The organism is Shewanella sp. CAL98-MNA-CIBAN-0140, assembly GCF_040309905.1.
Classification (GTDB): domain Bacteria; phylum Pseudomonadota; class Gammaproteobacteria; order Enterobacterales; family Shewanellaceae; genus Shewanella; species Shewanella psychromarinicola.
Genome location: NZ_JBEOPI010000015.1, coordinates 77,247 through 98,797, shown reverse-complemented (window position 1 = coordinate 98,797; position 21,551 = coordinate 77,247). Strand labels below are relative to the sequence as shown.

General features: G+C 43.3%; 19 protein-coding genes and 3 pseudogenes. 9 read left to right on the top strand and 13 right to left on the bottom strand.

Annotated features, from left to right (window positions below):
- Nucleotides 1-20 precede the first annotated feature (20 nt).
- Nucleotides 21-383: pseudogene (gene tnpA / locus AAEY93_RS09880) on the bottom strand (IS200/IS605 family transposase); the annotation flags it as partial.
- Nucleotides 384-453: 70 nt separating this feature from the next.
- Here tnpA and AAEY93_RS09875 point away from each other — a divergent pair.
- The 5 genes from AAEY93_RS09875 (at nucleotide 454) to AAEY93_RS09855 (ending at nucleotide 3,534) form a co-directional block, all read left to right on the top strand.
- Nucleotides 454-1,680, top strand: coding sequence for an RNA-guided endonuclease InsQ/TnpB family protein (locus tag AAEY93_RS09875; protein WP_351076538.1), 1,227 nt, complete (start codon nucleotides 454-456; stop codon nucleotides 1,678-1,680).
- A 465-nt stretch (nucleotides 1,681-2,145) separates the two neighbouring features.
- Nucleotides 2,146-2,523, top strand: a complete 378-nt coding sequence (locus AAEY93_RS09870) for a hypothetical protein (RefSeq protein ID WP_351076536.1) — start codon at nucleotides 2,146-2,148, stop codon at nucleotides 2,521-2,523.
- A 76-nt stretch (nucleotides 2,524-2,599) separates the two neighbouring features.
- The gene (locus AAEY93_RS09865; RefSeq protein WP_351076533.1) at nucleotides 2,600-2,911 is read left to right on the top strand and encodes a type II toxin-antitoxin system HigB family toxin; all 312 of its coding nucleotides are present in this window, start codon (nucleotides 2,600-2,602) and stop codon (nucleotides 2,909-2,911) included.
- The gene (locus AAEY93_RS09860; protein ID WP_351076531.1) at nucleotides 2,908-3,324 is read left to right on the top strand and encodes a helix-turn-helix domain-containing protein; all 417 of its coding nucleotides are present in this window, start codon (nucleotides 2,908-2,910) and stop codon (nucleotides 3,322-3,324) included. Before AAEY93_RS09865 ends, AAEY93_RS09860 begins: the two co-directional genes overlap by 4 nt.
- A gap of 12 nt (nucleotides 3,325-3,336) precedes the next feature.
- Nucleotides 3,337-3,534, top strand: a complete 198-nt coding sequence (locus AAEY93_RS09855; RefSeq protein ID WP_351076528.1) for a hypothetical protein — start codon at nucleotides 3,337-3,339, stop codon at nucleotides 3,532-3,534.
- A 34-nt stretch (nucleotides 3,535-3,568) separates the two neighbouring features.
- Here AAEY93_RS09855 and AAEY93_RS09850 read toward each other — a convergent pair.
- Nucleotides 3,569-3,763, bottom strand: a pseudogene (locus AAEY93_RS09850) (transposase); the annotation flags it as partial.
- Nucleotides 3,764-3,842: 79 nt separating this feature from the next.
- Between AAEY93_RS09850 and AAEY93_RS09845 the strand changes: the two are divergent.
- On the top strand, nucleotides 3,843-3,995 hold the full coding sequence (locus tag AAEY93_RS09845) for a hypothetical protein (protein ID WP_351076525.1): 153 nt from the start codon (nucleotides 3,843-3,845) through the stop codon (nucleotides 3,993-3,995).
- Between the two features lie 466 nt (nucleotides 3,996-4,461).
- On the opposite strand, the gene AAEY93_RS09840 is transcribed toward AAEY93_RS09845, so the two are convergent.
- Nucleotides 4,462-4,851: a Cd(II)/Pb(II)-responsive transcriptional regulator gene (locus tag AAEY93_RS09840; RefSeq protein WP_124731663.1), complete on the bottom strand. Its 390-nt coding sequence runs from the start codon at nucleotides 4,849-4,851 to the stop codon at nucleotides 4,462-4,464.
- A gap of 75 nt (nucleotides 4,852-4,926) precedes the next feature.
- On the opposite strand from AAEY93_RS09840, the gene AAEY93_RS09835 reads away from it, so the two are divergent.
- On the top strand, nucleotides 4,927-7,008 hold the full coding sequence (locus AAEY93_RS09835) for a TonB-dependent receptor plug domain-containing protein (RefSeq protein ID WP_351076522.1): 2,082 nt from the start codon (nucleotides 4,927-4,929) through the stop codon (nucleotides 7,006-7,008).
- A 46-nt stretch (nucleotides 7,009-7,054) separates the two neighbouring features.
- Here AAEY93_RS09835 and AAEY93_RS09830 read toward each other — a convergent pair whose 3' ends face one another.
- Nucleotides 7,055-8,509: an MBL fold metallo-hydrolase RNA specificity domain-containing protein gene (locus AAEY93_RS09830; RefSeq protein ID WP_351076519.1), complete on the bottom strand. Its 1,455-nt coding sequence runs from the start codon at nucleotides 8,507-8,509 to the stop codon at nucleotides 7,055-7,057.
- 447 nt (nucleotides 8,510-8,956) lie between these two features.
- Here AAEY93_RS09830 and AAEY93_RS09825 point away from each other — a divergent pair, with 447 nt between their 5' ends.
- Nucleotides 8,957-10,267 carry an esterase/lipase family protein gene (locus tag AAEY93_RS09825; protein WP_351076516.1) on the top strand — a complete coding sequence of 437 codons (1,311 nt, stop codon included), beginning with the start codon at nucleotides 8,957-8,959 and terminating at the stop codon, nucleotides 10,265-10,267.
- Nucleotides 10,268-10,616: 349 nt separating this feature from the next.
- On the opposite strand, the gene AAEY93_RS09820 is transcribed toward AAEY93_RS09825, so the two are convergent.
- Both AAEY93_RS09820 and AAEY93_RS09815 read right to left on the bottom strand, forming a co-directional pair.
- On the bottom strand, nucleotides 10,617-11,933 hold the full coding sequence (locus tag AAEY93_RS09820) for a type II toxin-antitoxin system HipA family toxin (protein WP_351076513.1): 1,317 nt from the start codon (nucleotides 11,931-11,933) through the stop codon (nucleotides 10,617-10,619).
- Nucleotides 11,927-12,250, bottom strand: a complete 324-nt coding sequence (locus AAEY93_RS09815; protein WP_351076511.1) for a helix-turn-helix transcriptional regulator — start codon at nucleotides 12,248-12,250, stop codon at nucleotides 11,927-11,929. The genes AAEY93_RS09820 and AAEY93_RS09815 overlap by 7 nt, the downstream gene beginning before the upstream one ends.
- Before the next feature lie 648 nt (nucleotides 12,251-12,898).
- Here AAEY93_RS09815 and AAEY93_RS09810 point away from each other — a divergent pair.
- Nucleotides 12,899-13,103 (top strand): annotated as a pseudogene (locus tag AAEY93_RS09810) (transposase); the annotation flags it as partial.
- A 101-nt stretch (nucleotides 13,104-13,204) separates the two neighbouring features.
- On the opposite strand, the gene AAEY93_RS09805 reads toward AAEY93_RS09810, so the two are convergent.
- From AAEY93_RS09805 to AAEY93_RS09775, 7 genes are all read right to left on the bottom strand, one after another.
- The gene (locus AAEY93_RS09805) at nucleotides 13,205-14,785 is read right to left on the bottom strand and encodes an agmatinase family protein (RefSeq protein WP_351076508.1); all 1,581 of its coding nucleotides are present in this window, start codon (nucleotides 14,783-14,785) and stop codon (nucleotides 13,205-13,207) included.
- Nucleotides 14,786-14,834: 49 nt separating this feature from the next.
- On the bottom strand, nucleotides 14,835-16,223 hold the full coding sequence (locus AAEY93_RS09800; RefSeq protein WP_351076505.1) for an agmatinase family protein: 1,389 nt from the start codon (nucleotides 16,221-16,223) through the stop codon (nucleotides 14,835-14,837).
- Between the two features lie 897 nt (nucleotides 16,224-17,120).
- Nucleotides 17,121-17,375, bottom strand: coding sequence for a hypothetical protein (locus AAEY93_RS09795; protein WP_351076503.1), 255 nt, complete (start codon nucleotides 17,373-17,375; stop codon nucleotides 17,121-17,123).
- Nucleotides 17,376-18,241: 866 nt separating this feature from the next.
- Nucleotides 18,242-18,457 carry a hypothetical protein gene (locus tag AAEY93_RS09790; protein ID WP_351076500.1) on the bottom strand — a complete coding sequence of 72 codons (216 nt, stop codon included), beginning with the start codon at nucleotides 18,455-18,457 and terminating at the stop codon, nucleotides 18,242-18,244.
- A gap of 343 nt (nucleotides 18,458-18,800) precedes the next feature.
- Complete coding sequence (gene prpD / locus AAEY93_RS09785; protein ID WP_351076497.1) at nucleotides 18,801-20,291, bottom strand: 2-methylcitrate dehydratase; 1,491 nt, start codon at nucleotides 20,289-20,291, stop codon at nucleotides 18,801-18,803.
- A gap of 311 nt (nucleotides 20,292-20,602) precedes the next feature.
- Nucleotides 20,603-21,082 carry an RES family NAD+ phosphorylase gene (locus AAEY93_RS09780; protein ID WP_124013982.1) on the bottom strand — a complete coding sequence of 160 codons (480 nt, stop codon included), beginning with the start codon at nucleotides 21,080-21,082 and terminating at the stop codon, nucleotides 20,603-20,605.
- A complete protein-coding gene (locus AAEY93_RS09775; RefSeq protein WP_124013981.1) occupies nucleotides 21,083-21,502 on the bottom strand; it encodes an Xre family toxin-antitoxin system antitoxin in 420 nt (139 codons plus the stop codon).
- Between the last annotated feature and the right edge of the window lie 49 nt (nucleotides 21,503-21,551).

The following is a 21,551-nucleotide window of genomic DNA, read 5'->3' as shown; positions in this document are numbered from 1 at the left end:
CGCGGGGATGAATCGATAAACTAACCTTGTTCTTGAATATATTTTCGAATTGTATCTGCGGAGGCATCGCCGACTGAGCAAACAAAATAACCATCAGACCAAAAAGTATTCTCCTGCCAAAATTGCTTTTTAAGATTCGGATATCTAATCCAAATCAATCTGTTGGTTTGCTGCTTAATTCTTCTAACATGCTGTCCAACAGCATATCTTGGCGAAATCCTCAAAAGAATGTGTATGTGATCCCTATCTATTCCTATCTCTTCAACTGAAAAATCAGACTTCTGCGAAATATTTAGAACAGCTTTCTTCATAAACTCACCAACTTCACCATGTAGTAGTTGCTTTCGATATTTAACAACCAGTATTAAGTGCAGCACAATGAGATGCTTACAGTGTTAATTAGTTTAATATTCCACTTGACAACCTTAGTCCATACAGTAGTCTGTACAGTATATGAAAAAAGTGCTCAGATACAATTTTCGGCTCAAACCGACAGCAGAACAAGGAGCCAAACTCATTGAGTTTGGCTCCTATGCTCGTGGGTTGTGGAACTTGTTGCTGTCAGAAAATCTGCGTCGTTATCGATACGACAAAACGTTTTTGTTCTATCCAGAAATGGCAAAATTGATTAAAGAGTTAAAGGTCTACGAAGAGTTCTCTTGGTTAAAATCCTTTGATTCTGCGGCGGCACAGCAAGTGGCAAGGGATCTGGATACTGCTTTGAAAAATTCTTTTTCTAAGAGTCGGTTGCAAAAGTTCCCGACGTTTAAAGTCAGTTTTAAACAGAAAAGACTGCACAATGACAGTTTTAGGTGTGTGAATAACTCGAACTGCATTCGCATCGAAAATGGGGCTGTCAGCATTCCGAAAGTGGGCAAAGTGCCGATTGTTTTACACCGTAAATTAGTCAGTGAAATCAAGACGGTTACTGTCCAACTATCACATGGTAAATGGAGTGTATCGTTCACTCAAGAGGTTGAATGCAAGACAGCTAAGCGGGTCTTGTCATCAATTGTAGGCTACGATATTAACAGTCGGCATACGGTTGTAGGTTCGAACGGTTGGTACGTTAAAAACCCAAAAGCTCTTAAACGTTCATCAACAAAGCTAAAGCAAATTCAAGTCCAGTTGAGCCGAAGGGAAAAGGGCTCTCGTCGCTGGCATAAAACCAAATCACGCTTAAATACACTTCACGGAAAAATCTCACGCCAACGCCTAGCGTTCGCTCACGAAGTATCATGTTCGATAGCCAAGACCAGTGATATCATAGTGTTTGAGAATTTAAACGTGAAAGGTATGCAGCAATTTAACGGACATATGGTGAACGATAATGTGATGGGTATGATCACTTCGCTGACTCAATACAAAGTTGAATTGAATAGCGGTATTTACCATGAAATAGGTCGTTATGTGAAATCATCAGGCATTTGTTATGAATGCAAACACACGCACAAGTTTGGCCTTAACGTGCGAGAATTTGCCTGCGAAAACTGCGACTTAGTCCAGTGTAGAGATTTAGCAGCAGCTAAATCTATCGAAAGCACAGGCGAAAATGATTTAATGGCGGCTGGGATAGTCGCCAGGGTAACCCCCAAATCTCAGAAGAAATCATCTACTAAAACGAAAGTCTTTGAGTCGTCAAAGTTTGGTGTGGGAACTGAGAAAAAAGAAGCAGCTTAGCCGTTAAAAGCTAGATTGCAGAAGCCCCGTGATCAGAGCGAAGCGAAGTCGCGGGGTAATTCACTGCACTCTGTAAGCTTTCTACTGTGTTTTAGTTAAACATCAGGGAAAAAGTTACCTAATGACTATAAAAAATCACAAATACGCAAGCGAGTAATTGGTAATTCAGGCTCTCGGGCACCAACGGACAAAGAACTTAAACGCATTATTTATTGGGCTAAAGAGGGCCGAAATCCTGAACGTAATGAGTTAATTGTTTTCATGCAGCTAAATGGATTCAGGATAACTGAAACGGCTACGATTCCCGTTAAATGCTTTATGTGGCCTAGTGGCGTTTGGCGTGATGAAATAATAATTCCTGCAAAACTCTGTAAAAACAATAAGGCTAATCATGCTTGATTCGTTAATAAGCGATTGAAGAAAGCTGCTGATCAATATATTGAAATAAGATTAAAACGAAAACACATGATCACAAGTGATAAAACTAGTTACCGTGGTTTAAATCCTGACTCGCCTTTAGTTCTTGCGGAAGGTGGTAAACGGTACAGTCTAAAGGTAAAACGAAGAATTATCGTAGATGGTGTGACAGTGGATTATTGGGCTGCTGATACACTTCAAGAGGCTTTTACAATATGGTGTAAAAATGCGGGTTTAGGTGGGGTACTTTCGAGCCATTGCGGAAGAAAAGCGCTATGCAGTAGATTAGCTAAGAACAAGCATACAAGCCAAGAAGATATAATTGCAACGTTACTTAGGCATAACGATAACGAAACTATTTATCATTATGTGGAAGAATCTACAGGCGTTACTAGAACTTTAATGAGTCTCTACGAAAACTTATAAAACATATAGTTTACACATTGCAAACTATAGCAAGGTGCGTTATGGTTTACATATTGTAAACTTAATAAGAAATTTAATGCACGTTATTTCAAAAAAACCGTTTGAAGATGCCGCGAATAAATACCCAAAATATGCAAAAGCAATCATGCAAGCTTATGACCTATTAAGAAAGGTTGAATGCAAAACACCAGAAGAATTAAAAGCGTATTTTAGTAGCTTAGATAATTTCAAATATAAAGATAAATGGTACGTGATCGATATTTCAGGCAATAACATTCGATTGATGGCATTCATTGAGTTCAGGGCTGGAAAGATGTTTGTTAAGCATGTTGTTAACCACCCTGATTACGATAAATTATGTGAACGATATGCAAAAGGTGAAATATGAATTTACAACGAATTGAACAAGGGTTAAGTCACATTGCAGCGGAAGCGAGTTTCATTTTAAGGATTAACAACGAAGCCGAACATACTCAAGCATTAGCGCTTATGGAGCAGCTTATTGAAGATTATGATCAACATGAGCTGTTGATTGATATGTTATGTATTAGTATTGAAAAATATGAAGATACAGCCAAAGAATTTAAAGGATTTAACGATAGATTAAAACAATTGAACTCAGGCGTTGCTGCCTTATCTGTATTAATGGATCAGCACAAACTTAATACGACTGATTTTGAAAATGAAATTGGTAAGAAAAGTCTTGTTTCTCTGATACTAAATGAGAAACGCCCGTTGAATCTTAATCATATTCGTAAGTTATCAAAACGCTTTAACGTTCCACCACAAACTTTTATCTAAGGGAAAATTGTAATGTCACTGGTGTGGATACCCGTTTTCGAACATCAAGCCGTTAAGGGCGATGTGATAATGAACTATCGAATTATTGCTGTTGTAAAGAATAACCACTTCCGCCACTTTGACGGCCAATGCAAAGCATTCCCTTATAGACGACTGCCTGTTGGTACATATAAATCAGTTCTTATTGATACCAGTAAACCTATCAACTAAATCAGTAATAAATTATCATGCCTATGCAGTTGGCTCAGTAAGAATGTATTGGCGTGTGAATTATTGCCAAATTTAACAATCTGTTAGGTATTTCTCTTTCCATTTGTCTACGATTGAACCGATAACAGAACTCGCTCAGGTATTCTTGTAGGTACTTTCCTGAAACACCATGAAATGTCCCAAGTAAAAATGCCTTTAAGTTACCAATGGCAATATGAACCCAAGGCATACAGCACAAGCTTGTTGAGATTCACCCTTTCCCAAATGGTAACGGCAGGCACTCGCGTATATTTACCGATGTTGTTCGCATGGTTTTACTAGAAGAGCCACCGCTTAACTGGGCAGAGGGCAACCTAGAGAAAGTGAGCGAAGAGCACAAAGCTTATATCTCTTGCCTTAAGGAAGCTGACAAAGGTGATTTTGCTCCGTTCGTTAAATACCTAGAGAACCTTGGCAATTAACTTAAACAACAGACACAAAAATGTATGGTCCGCCTCGTTATTGCAAATGATATTGTCGATAACGAGGTTGGTTTGCGCTAATGTATTCGGAGTCTTCATTAGGTGCTTCACCACCCGCTCCACGATGAGTTCCGCGCTAGATTGTCCTCAAAAAGCCCAAAGCAGAAAATCGAAAATCGTTATCTCAGCACCTCACTCAGTTAACAAAATAGCGTTTTCCACATAGTGGAAAATCGAAATTCGTTATCCCACGACACCCTCTCAGTTAACAAAATAGCCTTTTCCACATAGTGGAAAATCGAAAATCGTTATCTCAGCACCTCACTCAGTTAACAAAATAGCGTTTTCCACATGCTGGAAAATCGAAAATCGTTAGCTCCCGAAAGGCGAACACTCATTGCAAATGTTCACTGGATTACCCCATCGCCTTTGCTAACGGTATCGATAAGGTACTGTTTTAATTCACTTAAACCGATTTCAGCGTTTGTAAAATACTGCAATCTTTGATCTGATGGCTTTTACAGCAGCTCGCGAGTGCCGCTAATGATTGTTCTAGTAATGCCAACTCTCGCTGGGTTTGTTGAATGCGGGCAAGTTGTTCGGCAATGATATTGTCGACTAGTGCGCACGACGATTTTGGGTCTTGTTGTGTATCAACCAAGCGCTTGATGTCATCGAGTCCGATGTTTAATTCTCTGCATCGTCTTATGAACACTAATGTCTCAATGTCTTTTTGTTGGTAATGACGATAGCCATTACTGGTACGGATTGGCGGAGAGAGTAAACCAATTTGCTCATAATATCGGATGGTTTTAACCGATACCTGGGCAATTGATGCCAATTCACTTATTTTCATATTGACCTTCCAGTGGCTGTAACCTTTAAGCTTAAGCATATCATTTTCGGTAATGTGTTGTTAAAAGGAAGTTGTATGTTGAGTTATTCCGCGGCGTCATTAATTTTGTCGCTAGGTGTTATTGGGGTGAGTGAAGCCAGTGTGGTGGATGAGTCGATAAATACGTCTGGACAGAGTGCAAATCACAGTGAGAATGACAGTAAGAGCCACACTGAAAACCATGAACATTCTGAGCATGATGCCCCAAAAGCGGATGTCGATGAACACGAGCCTGAACACGAAGATGAAATGGAAACCATTGTCATACAAGCCACTCGCTCTGGGCGAATTGCCGATGAACAACCTATTCGAGTTGAGGTCATTAACCGCGAAGAGATTGAAGAAAAAGCAGCGATGAGACCGGGTAATATTTCTATGCTGGTGGCAGAAACGGGTGGGGTAAGATTACAAACAACTTCACCTGCGTTAGGCAGTGCTAATATTCGCCTACAAGGCTTGTATGGTCGTTATACCCAATTACTGGCCGATGGTCTACCGCTGTACGGTAATCAAGCAGGATCGATTGGTTTGTTGCAAGTGCCGCCGACTGATTTAAGTCGCGTTGAAATTATTAAAGGCTCGGCGTCATCACTTTATGGTGGTTCAGCACTCGGCGGGGTAATTAACCTTGTGTCTCGAACGCCTAGTGATGAATTAAGCGGTGAAGTGTTGGTCAATGCAACCACGCGCGATGGTCAGGATGTGACCACCTATTTTGAGTCACCATTGAGCGAGAATGTAAAAGGGTCGGTGACGGCAGGTGCTCATTATCAAGACAAGCAAGATATAGATAATGACGGCTGGATCGATCTGGCAGGTTATGAGCGATACACTGTACGTCCTCGATTATTTTGGGAAGGACAAGAAGGACAAACACTGTATGTGACTAGCGGGTTTATGACCGAGCAGCGTACTGGCGGTACTTTAGGTGATAATACGGTCGCTGATGGAACTTCGTTTGAGCAATCGCAAGATTCAGACAGGCTTGATGGCGGCCTTGTGTTTAGTATGCCGTTATTAGAGTCATTGACGTTTAATACTCGCGCATCGGCGATGGTACAAGATCATGTGCATGTTTATGGTGCCGATATAGAAGAAGATCAACACGAGAGTTATTTGCTTGAAAATAGCATCGCAGGTTATACCGATAACAGTGATTGGGTTGTTGGTTTAGCCTATCAGTCTGAAATCTTTGCCTCTGAGACTTTTCCTGAGTTTGATTATTCTTATAAAGTGCCGGGTGCATTTGCTCAACTTGATTATGAGCTGACAGACCAAATCACCACTTCTTACAGTGCGCGTATTGATGATCACAGTGAATATGGTACTCAATTTAGCCCAAGAGTGTCGGTGCTTTATCGCCCAAGTGACTTAACCATAAGAGGCTCTTATGGGGAAGGGTACTTTGCTCCTACACCGTTTGTTGAAGAGATTGAGGCTGCAGGATTATCAAGGTTAGCACCAATTGACAACTTACAAGAAGAGCGCGCTAAAACGGCATCGCTTGATGTTAGTTATACCTTTGATGATGTGGAAACTAGTTTGACCTTGTTTGGCTCGAATGTAGATAACGTCACGGGTTTACAGGCTTTCTCTGTCAATAACGATGGTTCCTTAGACGCTGTTAGGTTGGTTAATGCACCCGGCGAAAGTCAGATCCGTGGTTCTGAAGTGTTGCTGCGTTACTATTTAGGCGATGTTAAGTTGACCGCAAGTTACTTGTATCTAGATGCAACTGAAGTGTCACCCGACGGGGACGGCAGAAGAGCCATTGCCTTAACACCACGTCATTCTGGTGGTTTTGTCGCTATGTGGGAGCAACATGGCAATTTTAGAGCGGGCTTTGAAGCTTATTATACCGGCACTCAAAACGTTAACGATAACCCTTATATTGATGAAACCAATCCTTATTGGCATCTTGGTTTAATGGGCGAAATTACTGTTGGCAGAGTCAGTTGGTTTATTAACTTAGAAAACTTACTCGATGTAAAACAAACCGATGAACATCCTATGTTACTGCCTAATAGATCGCCAGGCGGCCAGTGGACTACTGATATCTGGTCTCGTAATGATGGGTTTATTACTAACGCAGGTGTCAGAGTTAAATTTGGTCATTAACTTGTCATCTCACCGGTGAACTGTTTTTGATTGCCGTTTGGTGTTGTTACGCTTTACCGATCTCAATCTCTGCCATGGGTAACAATGCTTGATATGCTGAGGCCAACGCTTGTTTAGCCTCATCATCGCCATGAACAATACGAATATGTTTAGGTTTGTGGTGCATGCGTTTAACAAAATTGATGAGGTTGTGTTGATCGGCGTGGGCGGAGTAGCCGCTGATGGTGTGGATGGAGGCTTTGATGTCTATCTTTATATCGTCAATATAGACGTATCCGCCTTGGGGGCCGTAGGTTTGAATGTCTCGGCCGGTAGTGCCTCTGGCTTGGTAACCGACAAAAAGGATGTCGGTGGTAGGCTTGGATAAAAAGCGGGCGAGGTAGTTGCTGATCCGCCCGCCAGTGCACATGCCTGATGCGGCAATGATGATGGCGGGTTTATTGACTGAGTCTAAATAGTTGATCACGGCGAGATGGTCTTGATGGCTGTCGATGGTGATTAATTGATTAAAGTCGAGCGGATGGCGTCCTTGGGCCAGTTTTCTTTTGGCTTCGTTGTCCCATAATTTTTTGAATTGACTATACTTTTGGGTGAAGTTAGCCGCCATGGGGGAGTCGACGATAATGTCGATGTTTTGCCACATTGGGTTGTGCTTATTACGGTAAATAATCTGTTCAAATTCGTACAGTAGCTCTTGGGTTCTGCCGATGCTAAATGCGGGGATGAGTACCACTCCATTATCTTTTACGGCTTTCTCGATGATGTTTTTGAGCTGTTTGCTGCGATCCTTGCGGCCTTGATGATTTTTATCGCCATAGGTGGATTCAATCACTAAGGTATCGGCTTTGTATGGGCTTTTAGGGCTAGCAAGTAACGGCGCGTAGCTTGCTCCTAAGTCGCCCGAAAATACCACTCGGTGGCTGCTTTTAGGGCCGGTTAAGTCTATTTCAACATACGCCGAGCCGAGTATATGTCCGGCAGGCTTAAACTTGAGTTTGGCTTTGGTATACGTTAGTGGCTTTGTTTCAGTTTCGCTTGCTGTTTTTGTTGCTGTGGGGAGGTTGATTGGCAGTGTTATCCACTGGCCGTAATCGACCGCAACAAGCAGTTTGTTGAGTCGATTGATGCAGGCTTGAATGAGTTTTTTATCGCGGGTGACGCCGACTTTTAAGGCGTCTTCTATGACCAGAGGTAATAGCGCTGCTGTGGCGGTGGTGGCATAGATAGGTTGGTCAAATCCTGCTGCCAGCAAGTAGGGAATACGCCCGACGTGGTCGATGTGGCAATGAGTCACAATGAGGGCTTTGATATTGTTGATATCAAAGCTTATTTGCAGCTGTTCAGCTGAACTTTGTCCGGCGGTTTCAGCGCCTTGAAACAGGCCGCAATCGATAAGATAACTGCTGATATTATTGTTGTGGTTATGACTGTAATTGTTCACCTCCAGTTGATGGCATGACCCTGTGACTCCGTTTACCGCTCCATGGTGAATGATCTGCATGTTAGTCCTTTAATTGTATGTAATACGGTTAGTTAACTTAGCAGTGGATTTGATGTTTGGCCAATAAAAGCTAAAGCAAGTGCCTAGAGCGCTGCGCTGCTAGGACGCTTCGCGGCTAGAGGCTATAAAATCAATAGCGACAGCCTAGAACGCTGCGCTGCTAGGACGCTACGCGGCTAGAGGCTATACAATCAATAGCAACAGCCTAGAACGCTACGCTGCTAGGACGCTACGCGGCTAGAGGCTATAAAATCTTAGCAGCGAAGCTGTCCCTAGCAGGACGCAGTCCGCTCTAGCAGCGTAGCGATCCTAGCAGTGACGGAGTCACGCCCTAGATCCTAGCAGGACGAAGTCCGTTCTAGCAGCGCAGCGACACTAGCAGGACGAAGTCCGCCCTCTGGCGAGCCTGCGAGTTCCTAGATCCTAGCAGGAGATGGAGAGATTACAGTGATTTTAAAATATTTTGTGTTGATGTGCTGTGTGCTGTCAATTGCAGGGTGCAACATTATTGCTCCTGATCTGCAGCGTATTTATCAGAGTTCTGTTAATAGCGATGTGCCGCCGGTAATTTTAATTCATGGTGCTTTTGGTGCTAGGTTGTGCGATGCCTCTGGTACCGAAAAATGGCCGGGGGCAATTAGTACACTGCTGTTTGGCAGTTATGCCGATTTGGCGTTGACAGGTGATGTGCCACTTTATGTTTGTGGTATTACCGATAGGGTTGCTGGATTTGATTATTACGGCACTATCGAAGACACTTTGCTCACCGCTGGTGGTTATCATTTTAGCCAGGTTGGTGATGCGGCGGTTGCCAATAAACGGCACTATTACCGCTTTGAGTACGACTGGCGTGAGGATTTACAGCACACTGCAGCCAAACTGGACCAGTTTGTTGAGCAAATAAGGCTGGACTATGCTAACCCAAAGCTTCGTGTTGATATTGTTGCTCATAGCATGGGCGGGTTAATCACACGTTACTGGCTAAGGTATGGCCAACAAGACGTGCTAAACAGCAATGAATTTGCCATTAATAATAGCGGACTCAACAAAACCCGTAAGGTCATTTTGCTCGGTACGCCCAATTTTGGTTCGGTATCGGCATTGCAGCAATTACTCACCGGTGCCCCTGTCGGTTTTAATCATATCCCCGCCGAAGTATTACAAACTTTCCCCAGTAGCTATCAGTTATTACCCCATCCATTGAGAAATGCTGTTGTTGGCGGTAAAGGTCAGGTTTTGCACCGAGATATCTTTGATATTGATGTTTGGCAAGCGTTGCAATGGGGGCCTTTTAGCCTGGACAAGGAGTCTACTCAGTCAGATAACATTGCGCTTGTGTCAACCGACGACCTGTATAAGCAGCTGGAGAGAGCGCGGCGTTTTGTGTGGTCGTTGAGTGTTAAAAATGACGATCCGGCGGAGCAACTTATTGTGTTCGGCGGTGATTGTCATCAAACACCTGCCCGAATTTTGATTGAAGATATTGATAACGAATCTTTTGTTAGGTTATGGCCAAAAGAAATAAAAGCGCCGCTGAAGAATATTGATTATGAGGCGCTAATGCTGGAACCGGGCGATGGTGCGGTAAGTAAGCAATCATTACTGGCCAAAACCGCGCTGGATCCGCTGCAGCCAAGACACCAATACAGTTACTTCCCGTTGCAATACGCGGTCATGATTTGCGAGCAACATAGCCGGTTGCCGGGCAATATTACTTTTCAGGATAATTTGCTGCATATTTTGCTGACAAAAGACTAGAGAATGATGGCGAGCGGTAACGAGCGGTAACGAGCGATGACAAGCGGTAGCGAACAAAAAAGCCTAGAGCGCTGCGGCTGCTAGGACGACCTTCGGTCTTCGAGGACGCTACGCGGCTAGATGCTATAAAATCAATAGCAACAGCCTAGAGCGCTTCGCTGCTAGGACGCTACGCGGCTAGAGGCTATAAGATCAATAGCCTAGAACGCTGCGCTGCTAGGACGCTTCGCGGCTAGAGGCTATACAATCAACAGCCTAGTCGCGGAGCGACTCAATCTTAGCAGCGAAGCGATCCTAGCAGTGACGAAGTCACGCCCTAGATCCTAGCAGGACGCAGTCCGTCCTATTGCTAAATTTCCAGACGCAAATTTGTGTTTATTTCATTTATGAGTGTTTTTGGAACATCCCACGCTTCGGCAAGATTACGCCAACTTGATACATGCTCGATAGTTTCATCAAGGATGTCGTCAATCTTTCTTTTGCTAAAGAGTGGGCTTAGTTTTTCTAAGCTGTAGAAATCAGAACGACTAAAATTATCTCTTTTCCCATTTAAGCTCATCCAGTGGCTATTGACCCATTTGCTGCCGGGCTTATAGCTGTATGCAAGATCATAAGCTGGAGCAAGTGACCATTTGTCATTTTTTAGAATAAAGGCGACGTTTTTTGAGTGATCGTCATGATTTCGGGCAATTATGTTAAAGGTCATGCGTTTTAGTAGTTGTTCAGCTTCAGGTGCAGAGAGTTTTAACTGTCTGGCTATACCAAATAATTCAGCATAAGAGAATGAGCCAGGCTTTTTATAGTCCACGTGTGCTATGCCATTAAGCGTTTGTACGTGTACCTTTTTATTTTTCATTCGATCAAATCGTTGAGTAATAAAATGTCTTCGATTGCCTTCTTGAAGCAAGCGACATGGCATCATATCGACACCGCACTTTTTAGCCATTAAGTGATAGACAAACTCCATAGCCCCATAGCCAAGAGGGTCGCCAAAGGTTTCTTGGTTTTTATTATGTTCACTTACACCATCAAATTTCATTAGGTAATGAGTAAAACCATCAGGGACGGTGGCCTGGCCAGAACGAACCTGAGTAAAATCCTCATTGAAGGCCAATACCGCTTTGGGTCTGGCTCCTCCTGCGCTCATGCCTACCGAGAGTAAAGACATCATTGCTTCTCGTTCTTCTTGGCCATGTTGTTTTAACTCAACGTCGAAATGGCCACGGGAATCCAAGATTTCTTGTGCGATCGATACTAGCGACTTGATTTCTACTTGCTGCGAAGCATTGAGACTGCGTAATTGTGTTGCTGGCGCATACTCCAATGCTCCCATGCCTCGCTTACCAGTATATTGAAGCCGTTGCAGTGGTGTGATGTCATTGGGTGAACGACCTTGCCCAGCAACCCATGCGTTGAGAACTGCATTACCAAAGTCGTCGGGTAATGAATCTGCAATTAGTCCGGGTAGCCCTTTGAACGTATTGAAATCTAGTTCAGGGAAGCTATAAATGCGCTTGGATAATGGCATTTTGATAGGGGACAGTTCGATTCCTTTTTTCACAAAGCTAGGGTCATATTCAAATGCGCCCATGCCTTTGTCGGTATCAAAACTCACCGCACCAACCTCATGTTCTTGGTATGTGATCTTGATGACTTCCATTACCATTCGGGCGTTTCCTCATCTGTGTCGCGGCGTTGTCCAGATGCTCTTTGCCTTTTCTTTCCTTGTAATTTCGCCAATTGTAACGGGGAAATTTCTTGTTTAGGAAGAAACCGGTCTATCTGATCTGTCAGATCTAGTGCCATCATAATGGCGATCAAAATCTCTAGTTGCACTTTACCTTTTTCAGCATTCAGTACCGTTTTACGTGCTACACCAGCAAGAACGGCAACCTCTGATTGAGTGAGATCTCGATTAAGACGCGCTTGCTTCAAGCGCTCACCGATCTCTTCAGCAAAAGCTGAGGCGGTCATGTTGCTCATTTTTAAAGTCCTTAAATGGTTACCTTAAATGAAATAAATCCACCTAATGTATTTAATTTAGGACTTTAAGCTTACCTTGTCAACGCTACTGTTGATGACTCTTGTTAAAGTGCAAAAATGGTTACATTATATGGTGAATAATAGATTTAAGTAACCAAAACTGGATATTGTGGTAGCGCCTGTAATAGGGGCTGGTGGGAAGGGCAAGAGTATGAAAACTCACCTGCCAAATATAATCGTTTCAAGGTAGTTGGGATTGCGCTTGGCTTTCATTTGTTTTGTTCCATGGCGGACATTCAAAGTTCACTTCTAAGTATTAATAACACGGTACTAAATCGGTCATTTAGTACACCCGATCCGGCTCATAGTGCAGTTGTTAATTGCGCCTTTTTTTGCCACACTTATCTGCACAGAATTCAAGGACGAACGAATGTGCTGCCATTACAACAAAGTGAGAAATATAAGCGCCATCGGCCAGAAACTACCTTGCTTAATCAGTTGGTCGAACGATAATACCCTGACTTTACAGCAAACTTTTCGAGTAAGGAAAAGGATTACCCAAATATGTGGAAGGAGAGTTTGATGAATTCTTGCGCTGCGGTCGGCTTGGAAATGGTTTCTTACGGGGGCTATGTAGTGACGCCACATGTAAAAGTGCGTTATGAATTGAAGACGCCATATCGTGATGGTACAACTCACGTTTTTTTGACCCAATCGACTTCATTGGCAAATTAGCGGCGTTAATTCCGCCTCCTAGACTCAACCTTACGCGTTTTGGATTACTCCCTAGTTCGTGATGTTTGCGCCTAACAGTAACCTTGGAGCACAAGTGACGACATCACAACGTGGAAAAAATAGCCCTGATCCGACTGCCAGCTAGCAACGCCTAAAACAATAACAACGGCACCTGTTGCATAGAAAAATATCATGTTTTGTTTTACTTATACTCTAGCTCTACTGCTCTTCTTCACTTCTTTTTTTATCCTCCTCCTCTTTCTCTTTTTCTTTAGCAACTTCAGCGGCAGTAGCATCAATATATTTTTGCTGGTCGCCATAATAATTGTCAATCGCATGTTCACTAGAAACAGGGCTAAGATAATGTTTGTCGGTAAGACCTTCTTTACGCATAGCAAGGCCGGTTATACAGGCTTTGATAATATGAACGCTATTTTGGGTAGTGCGATAGGTGGGGTCTAATGCAGGATGCAATTCTACAAGATCAAACCCAACCACATTTGATTCTGAACATAATCGTCTTACAATCGAGATGGATTCTCGCATATTCAATCCACCAGGAACAGGTGTTCCCGTCGCGACAGTGAATGCAGGGTCAATCACGTCTATATCAAAGGAGATAAACAGTTTTCGCCCTTCTTCACTTGCCTCAGCTACCACGCGATCAATTACGGCTTCCCAACCACGGCGTTCAATTTCCGCCATAGTGTGATAACGCATTCCTTGTTCGCGCATCCACTTAAAAGCAACCTTATCTGGACCTGATGCCCTTAAGCCCATTTGAATATAATCTGCGGCCCTGACGTGACCTTCAATTAACAGTCGGTATACGGGTAATCCATGGCTAATAAGATGAGCACCGCCCCACCATGCATCATAGTGCGAATCGAAGTGGATAACCGACACTTTCTCTTTACCATACACGTCTGCAATACCGGCTATATTGGGGTATGAAAGTGAATGGTCACCGCCCACAATAATAGGAACAGCGCCGGTCTCGGCTATTTCACGCACTAGTGAGCGAATATGTTCCATAGAGCGCTCGGTACTTAAGTTATCTACCGCTACATCGCCATAGTCTACAATCTTAAGGACCGATGAACCTTTTACTAAAACATACTGATCAAGGCTTCCCATGCCTCGCCCATGAATGCGCAGTTCAGCGGTTGCACGTGGACCAGAGTCTCGCCATCCGCTGCCCATATTCAGTGGCGCGCCAAGAATAGCTACGTCTACTTCACCGGCGATTAAATCTTCTTTAGTTAGTGCTAATGGGAAACCACCAAAAGTTTGTGGGCCGCCAAAACCATTGTAACGACCAAGATTAAGTGGTCCTGCATCGCGCTCTGGATCGAGAGAGCGCGGACGAAGCACACGCCAAGCGTTGAATTCTTCCGATTCTGTATTAAGTGGTATGTTAGGTGAATCTCTTCCTTCTATATATACACTAGCTTCAAGTACTGTTCTTATGGCATCTACCCAAGCTTGCAATTCGTCGGGTGTAAACGCTGAAATGCTCTCTTTAATTCCATCAGCACCGCCTGTGTATTTTTTGGCTCTGCCGCTTTTCAATAACTCTATATCTTCGGGTGAAAGACTTTCTAACATAGGTAACACGTCGTCGGGAAGCTCAATTGGTTCTGGTACTTCTTCACGCGGGTCCACAGTATTATATGGATAAGGATTAGTGCCTGTAACATGCCCGGAGGTGTCCTGTGCAAGCGCAAAAAGAGAGATACTAAATAATCCCGCCAGTGCGAGGACTTTACACATTAGGGCGCTAGTGTTGGATACACGCATAATTACACTTCCTTGTTTATGGGCTTGTGAAAATGATTTACCTGTTGTATTAATTCCCATGGCTAAGCGCCAAAGGATGCACATAATCAGGTTTTAGTCCGGCTTCGCGAACCGCTACCCCCACTAGACAAGCATTTAAAACGGCATTAGCATTTACGGCAGAAAGGCGCGAATAATCTAACATAGGCGACATATCCGTAATTTCAAAACCTACTATATCTTTAGCCGCGCATAAGTACCTTATTGCTTCTGTCACATCTTTCAACGTTAGGCCATTCGAAGCAATACGACCTGCAGATATCATTTGCGTTGGCTCAATAACACTGACATCTATCGATACAAATATTTGATCAGGGCCTCGGGTTATTTCCTTTTTCACTTTTTTAATTACGCTTGATATACCGCGCTTATTTATTTCTGCCATGGTGTGATATTTTACGCCTTGTTCTCGGAGCCATTGCAGCGTATCAATATCGACAGATTGTCCGCGCAAGCCTATTTGAACGACATCATTACCATCAACAATTTTTTCATTAATGAGCCTAAATATAGTTTGGGTATCTGAAATGGTATTCGCTATTTGTCGCTCAGCATCTGGATGCGCGCTAAAATGCACAAGACCAAAGGTCTTTTGCCCCTTATTCAGAGCAATTCCTTTTACCGCAGGGTATAAAATTGAAGTGTCGCCGCCGACCATCATGGGGATAGCATTTGTCGATGAGGTTTCAGCGACCATTTTGATAATATGATCAACTGATCTTTCGCCACTCATATTGTCGACCTGAAAGTCACCGTAGTCGACAATACTTAATACTTCCATTGGGTCTAATAAGGTTTGTATGTCGCGAGTATCTATTGTCTTCATTGCACGCATATATCGGGGGGCATATTCAGCATTACGCCGACCGCTACTCATATCGCTAGGAATACCAATAATGGCTACGTCTACATTTCCTGCTACTAAATCTTCTGGATAAATGGCTACTTTCGCGCCAGCAAATGTTGATATGCCCGATGTTGGAAACATATATCTGCTAACACTAAAGGGACCGTCTTCGCGTTTCATTTTTCTTAGCGGAGCAGGTGTCACAATACTGCGGTAAAAGTCGGTATTTGAAGTATTTAAAGGAATAGCGCCCATATCTTTTGCTGGGTCGTAAGTCATTTGCGCAGCAACTGCCATTATGTCGTTTATAAGCACTTTTAACTTTGGGATATCTCGGCTTCTAATTTCATGCACTAGCTGTCGTTCAGGTAGGAATTTGAGAGCGTCACCACTTGTTATGAAGGTTTGTTGATCCGTTTCTAGTGCAGATACTTTATCCACGAGGGTCTCTGGTACAGACCAATCTTTAGCATTAACTATGCCCATGGGCATCAGTATAAAGATATAACTTATTAGCACCCATAGTTGCTTGCATTGGCCTAAGGTATTCATCTTGGTCTCCCCGTTAAATTGGCCAGTATGGTGCTATTGTTTTTCACATTGTTTTAACGTTAGTCTAAAATTTAGACGAATGCTAGCGAGGAAGATGGTATAAATATTAACGTTTTTTTGCGATAAGCTTACAAGGTAACCATTCAAGGCTATAAAGGTTGAGTTTTGCCTGTCAGTTAATTCTTTAAAAAAAAAGGGTAAAAGACTCACTTGCAATATTTATGCTTATTGTTTTTTTTGTTTTCATCGTTTATGACGTACTTGAATATGATGACTTGGCGATCATAAATTTGTCGAATGATGTCAGGGATCAACGAGTCGCAGAATATGAGGCGATAACAGGTTTACAAGCAAGCGCAGAAATACTTATTAACGTCATTCTTCTTAAGCGTTAAACATGAGCTTGGCGTGTTGACATCATAATACTGTAATGCGCGATGGTGTTTGTTCGGTGTGGTTGCTCAGGAACGCTCAGCCAAACCTGTGTTTGACATCAACTCAACACGGCTAATGATCATCGCAAAAGTGCTATAGCGGTGACTTATCGTGGCATTTTGTGGGTGTGTAAAATGGCTTTTCTATCCTAGATAATGAGCCCATGTGTGCGTTTATATTAAAGTTTGATAATTCTTAATAGTGTTTGATCATTTATAATATAGTTTGATATTTTTTTGTTGAGTACTGGTGATCGTACATTAAATACTGGCAGTTATTCTCAAGTGATAAAAAAGTTGATGATTTTGCAGTAAGGTATTGAAACAAATCTACAAAAAAGATTAATATATAACTCTCAAGTACAGAGTTGGGTAACCACGAACACAATCATCGAGCACGCCATTTAAACATGCTCCTATCAACGCCCCTATAAAGTTTACTCTGACCCCAATGACCCCTAGTTTAAGCGTCACCACCCAACTGAGTTGATTTGATGTAATCGATGAACTGTTTACCATCACCACTAGCACAAACCGATAAGGCAGTGATGTTACCGAATGCGGGTATTGGTTCGTTATTAAACCAAAATATTGCCTTTCTAGAATCACCAGCCCTGCTAAGCAATATAGGGAATAGATACTCTTGTTCATCAACAGTAAAATAACATTCTAGAGATTTTTGTAGTTCTTGATATGAAGCTTGTTGCATGGTGCTCATAGTGTTCCTTAAAATTCTATTGTTTTTTACTAGGTTCTACTCTAATCGATTTAGCTTGAAAAATATAATTTTTTATTAATCGGTGTGTTAGTGGTGAGGCGTGAAAATAGGTAAAATAGCCCAGAACTATTTAGCGATTAAGTCATTGATTTCAAGTTGTTAAGTGTGGAGCGCTGTTTTTGGTTAGTGATTTTTACTTTTTGTTATTCTTGACGCTCTGGATTATGGCGTTATTGGCACAGTCATACCATGTCAATCTGTTCAATCGTTCTAAAATTCCCCTCCCAAAGCGGCGACAGTGTTCTTGTCTGTTCACGTCATGGGGGCTACTTTAATTCTGTTTTTACCGCATGTTTTGGGAACGTACATCGCGGCATCTGCGCTGGCAATGGTGTTCTCGTGATGTCTGGCATTCGCTAAACTTGAGTGGGATCAATGCTAAAACGCAAATGCAGCCCTATCAGTATTTTTAATTGACACCAATATAGGTCAATCTGGGCAAGACCGACAACGTTTTTAGTCCGTTTAAAATAAGATAATTGACCTGCAGATCTGTCTATGATTTTATGCTCTTTTTTGAGGGCATACATATCAATATCGACAGGATCCAACACCACTTCAGCATCATTACCAGCCAGACTTTAAGCATACCGTCAATGCCAGTCAAGGTTGACTGAACATTGCCGTTGTAGCTATCGTTTCTGAGTGTTGCTGTCTTTTGAAGGATTGCATCTGAGTATATTGAGCGAGTGTTGCGATAACATTTTCCACTTCACTTCACGGGACGGTTTGGGTGATGAAATGGGCATTGATCTTCTCCCGGCTGACATCCAATATCCAGTGCCGATACTGTTTGATGAGTGAACCTATTTCTTTACGGGAATATCATTAAGCAGCTTTATGATAGTGCGGTTGTTGGTGACTTCGGCTAAGTCAATGAGATAGCTTTTTTCAAGATCTTGCATCGGTTGGTCTGCCAACAATTCTTTTACTAACTGCTCTTCACCATTCGCTATGGCGGTTTTTAAGGCCGCAAAAGTGGCGATACTGTGTTTATGCTGATCAGTATTGTTAGATCCCATGAGTGGCGCTCCATCAATTGTTGGTTATTAAAGTCATCGCTTGCTGTTAACACTAACAATATGACCGTGTATGTTGCAATATATACATGCCAAAAGCGAAAGACTAGAGCTAGGTGACGAGCGACAGCGAGCAAAAAAGCCTAGAGCGCTGCGCTGCTAGGAAGCTACGCGGCTAGATGCTATAAAATCAATAGCAACAGCAACAGCCTAGTCGCGCAGCGACTCAATCTTAGCAGCGAAGCTGTCCCTAGCAGGACGAAGTCCGCTCTAGCAGCGCAGCGATCCTAGCAGTGACGAAGTCACGCCCTAGATTCTAGCAGGACGAAGTCCGTCCTAGAAGAACCTAGAACCCGATAACAAATAAGTCCATAAAGCGGTTTACTGGCGTGGCCTCAAGCGTAGCTTGATCTTTACATACAGTGACGATCGTTTGGCACTGCTGGTTTGGGAAACGTGATGCTAAGTTCGCTTTGAATTTCAGCTCCAATAGCGGCATTCCTTCTTTACGACGGCGGCGATGACCCACTGGGTATTCTACTACCACGTCTTCTGTACTGCTGCCATTGTTAAAGAAAACCTGAATAGCATTGGCGATAGAGCGTTTATCCGCTTCTAAATACTCTGCCGTAAAGCGCTTATCTTCGACAATTTCCATTTTATCACGCAGCTCATCGATGATGGGATGTGTGCCGTGAAAATCGTCTTCATAATGGTCGGCGGTCAAACTGCCGAACACCAACGGAACCGCAATCATGTATTGCAAGCAATGGTCGCGGTCCGCAGCGTTGGCAAGTGAACCCGTTTTTGAAATAATGCGAATGGCCGACTCGTGGGTGCGGATCACTATCTTGTTAATCTCCGCCAAACGAGATTTTACCTGAGGATGTAGTATAACCGACGCTTCTGCGGCGGTTTGCGCGTGAAACTCGGCAGGAAAGGAAATCTTAAACAAGATGTTTTCCATCACATAAGAGCCATAGTCTTGGGAAAATGAAAACTGGCGTTCAGCCTGGGGTTTGAGCGCTTGGTCTTTATTAGTTTTCGAGAAAGAGACATCATAAAACCCCCATTGTGGCGCGGTTAACACGCTTGGTATGCCCATTTCTCCGCGCATTGACATGTTGGCCAAACAAACCGCTCGTGAGGTGGCATCGCCCGCAGCCCAAGATTTACGAGAGCCCGCATTTGGTGCGTGACGATAGGTGCGCAGTGCACCACCATCGGCCCAAGCTTGAGATATTGCCGCCATGATTTGCTCTCTGTTGCCGCCCATCATTTTAGTGACAACCGCAGTGGAGGCCACTCGTACTAATAAAACGTGGCATAAACCAACCCGATTAAACGCGTTTTCTAGCGCGATCACGCCTTGAATTTCATGTGCCATGACCATGGCTTCAAGTACTTCTCGCATCATGAGAGGCGGCTCGCCATTAGACAGTCTAACTTGAGATAAATGATCCGCCACGGCCAGAATGGCGCCTAAATTATCCGATGGATGCCCCCATTCAGCAGCTAACCAAGTGTCGTTGTAATCGAGCCAACGAATGATACAACCAATGTCCCACGCGGCTTTTACCGGATCGAGCGTCAGCGATGTTCCTGGCACTCGGGCGCCATTTGGCACCAGTGTGCCTTGTACGATAGGTCCGAGGTGTTTGGTGCACTCAGGAAAGCGCAGCGCGAGCAGCCCACAACCTATTGTGTCCATTAAACAGTTACGAGCGGTGTCGAGAGCTTCTTCGCTGCAGACTTCAAACGTTAATACATAATCAGCGATATCTTGGATGACATGGTCGTAATCGGGGCGATTGTTAATATCTACATTACTACTCATTTTGAATCCTTATTCGTTTGATTTGTTATTTGCTGCTAGAAGGCTATAAAATCAATAGCCTAGAATTTAGATGACAAGCGGTGGCGAGCGATATCAAGCGATATCAAGCGATAACAATCTAAGAGCCTAGAGCGCTTCGCTGCTAGGACGCTACGCGGCTAGAGGCTATAAAATCAATAGCAACAGCAACAGCAACAGCCTAGAGCGCTGCGCTGCTAGAACGCTACGCGGCTAGATGCTATAAAATCTTAGCAGCGAAGCTGTCCCTAGCAGGACGAAGTCCGTTCTAGAGCGCAGCGATCCTAGCAGTTTCAGTCCTTACGTCCGACGAATGCCCTTTCATTAAACAGTTTCAATTTCTTATCTATCAATTTTATCTGCTCAGCGCCTGGGTGACGCCCATTAACAACAATGATTGATTCAAGTCCATCTGGCGTCGCAGCGCTAGGCACAATAAGTCCGGCATTTAAGTTTAAATCTAGCCACTCACTGCCAAGCTTGCGAGTCGAGCTGGGATAAGGGTACACGTTCCAATCATCAGGCAAGAGCGAAAGATCAAATTGCGATAATAGCTGGTCTGGTATCTCGTAAATACCTAACATGAAATTTTTTGGGATGAATTTTGGCAGCGGGTAATAGTTTGCCATTTCGAGCATAGCAACTGATGCTGACATGGCAAAGTACATAACCGGATAGCCTTTGTTATTCCATCTGGCGCCGTCTAAGTAACTCGCGCCTAAGCCATTATAGCTCTCTAGGTGTTTTTCTGAGGTGATCCGATAAATACGCATTTATGAAAACTCACCCCATTTCATTTTATTGAGGACTTCCTTTACTAATCGACGTCCGGCAAAGGAATCGAGTAGATCAACCGGCTTCTGGTTGTTGAGTGCCGGAATAGGCGTTTGTAGCAGCTCATTTGCTAAGTCGATATCATCATACAGATGATATGCAGCATCATAGACACTGATGATATCGAGCGTTTCTTCTGATTGAGTTTTGTTTAGCGCTTTGAGTTTATAAAGTCTGCTGACGTTACCACTGGTTACCCCCAATGCTTTACAGATGAATGCCCGTTGCTGCGGCATTCTATCAATAAGTGACTTAACCACAGTGCCCGCAACCCCAATGTTAATCGCATTAATGTACTTAAACTGATCTTGGAATAAATCTTCACTTAATCCAGCTCTAGCTAACGGTGAGTTATTCATAATTTGCTCTCCTTAATGATACCTCAAGATGGCATCAATTTGATGCCTA

What these genes read in the sequence shown, in the direction of transcription:
- AAEY93_RS09845 (WP_351076525.1), top strand. Translation starts at nt 3,843, where the DNA reads ATGGTTTTACTAGAAGAGCCACCGCTTAACTGGGCAGAGGGCAACCTA.
- AAEY93_RS09790 (WP_351076500.1), bottom strand. Translation starts at nt 18,457, where the DNA reads ATGGGATCTAACAATACTGATCAGCATAAACACAGTATCGCCACTTTT.
- AAEY93_RS09835 (WP_351076522.1), top strand. Translation starts at nt 4,927, where the DNA reads ATGTTGAGTTATTCCGCGGCGTCATTAATTTTGTCGCTAGGTGTTATT.
- AAEY93_RS09795 (WP_351076503.1), bottom strand. Translation starts at nt 17,375, where the DNA reads ATGAGCACCATGCAACAAGCTTCATATCAAGAACTACAAAAATCTCTA.
- AAEY93_RS09870 (WP_351076536.1), top strand. Translation starts at nt 2,146, where the DNA reads ATGATCACAAGTGATAAAACTAGTTACCGTGGTTTAAATCCTGACTCG.
- prpD (WP_351076497.1), bottom strand. Translation starts at nt 20,291, where the DNA reads ATGAGTAGTAATGTAGATATTAACAATCGCCCCGATTACGACCATGTC.
- AAEY93_RS09865 (WP_351076533.1), top strand. Translation starts at nt 2,600, where the DNA reads ATGCACGTTATTTCAAAAAAACCGTTTGAAGATGCCGCGAATAAATAC.
- AAEY93_RS09830 (WP_351076519.1), bottom strand. Translation starts at nt 8,509, where the DNA reads ATGCAGATCATTCACCATGGAGCGGTAAACGGAGTCACAGGGTCATGC.
- AAEY93_RS09815 (WP_351076511.1), bottom strand. Translation starts at nt 12,250, where the DNA reads ATGAGCAACATGACCGCCTCAGCTTTTGCTGAAGAGATCGGTGAGCGC.
- AAEY93_RS09805 (WP_351076508.1), bottom strand. Translation starts at nt 14,785, where the DNA reads ATGCGTGTATCCAACACTAGCGCCCTAATGTGTAAAGTCCTCGCACTG.
- AAEY93_RS09875 (WP_351076538.1), top strand. Translation starts at nt 454, where the DNA reads ATGAAAAAAGTGCTCAGATACAATTTTCGGCTCAAACCGACAGCAGAA.
- AAEY93_RS09855 (WP_351076528.1), top strand. Translation starts at nt 3,337, where the DNA reads ATGTCACTGGTGTGGATACCCGTTTTCGAACATCAAGCCGTTAAGGGC.
- AAEY93_RS09775 (WP_124013981.1), bottom strand. Translation starts at nt 21,502, where the DNA reads ATGAATAACTCACCGTTAGCTAGAGCTGGATTAAGTGAAGATTTATTC.
- AAEY93_RS09800 (WP_351076505.1), bottom strand. Translation starts at nt 16,223, where the DNA reads ATGAATACCTTAGGCCAATGCAAGCAACTATGGGTGCTAATAAGTTAT.
- AAEY93_RS09840 (WP_124731663.1), bottom strand. Translation starts at nt 4,851, where the DNA reads ATGAAAATAAGTGAATTGGCATCAATTGCCCAGGTATCGGTTAAAACC.
- AAEY93_RS09860 (WP_351076531.1), top strand. Translation starts at nt 2,908, where the DNA reads ATGAATTTACAACGAATTGAACAAGGGTTAAGTCACATTGCAGCGGAA.
- AAEY93_RS09820 (WP_351076513.1), bottom strand. Translation starts at nt 11,933, where the DNA reads ATGGTAATGGAAGTCATCAAGATCACATACCAAGAACATGAGGTTGGT.
- AAEY93_RS09780 (WP_124013982.1), bottom strand. Translation starts at nt 21,082, where the DNA reads ATGCGTATTTATCGGATCACCTCAGAAAAACACCTAGAGAGCTATAAT.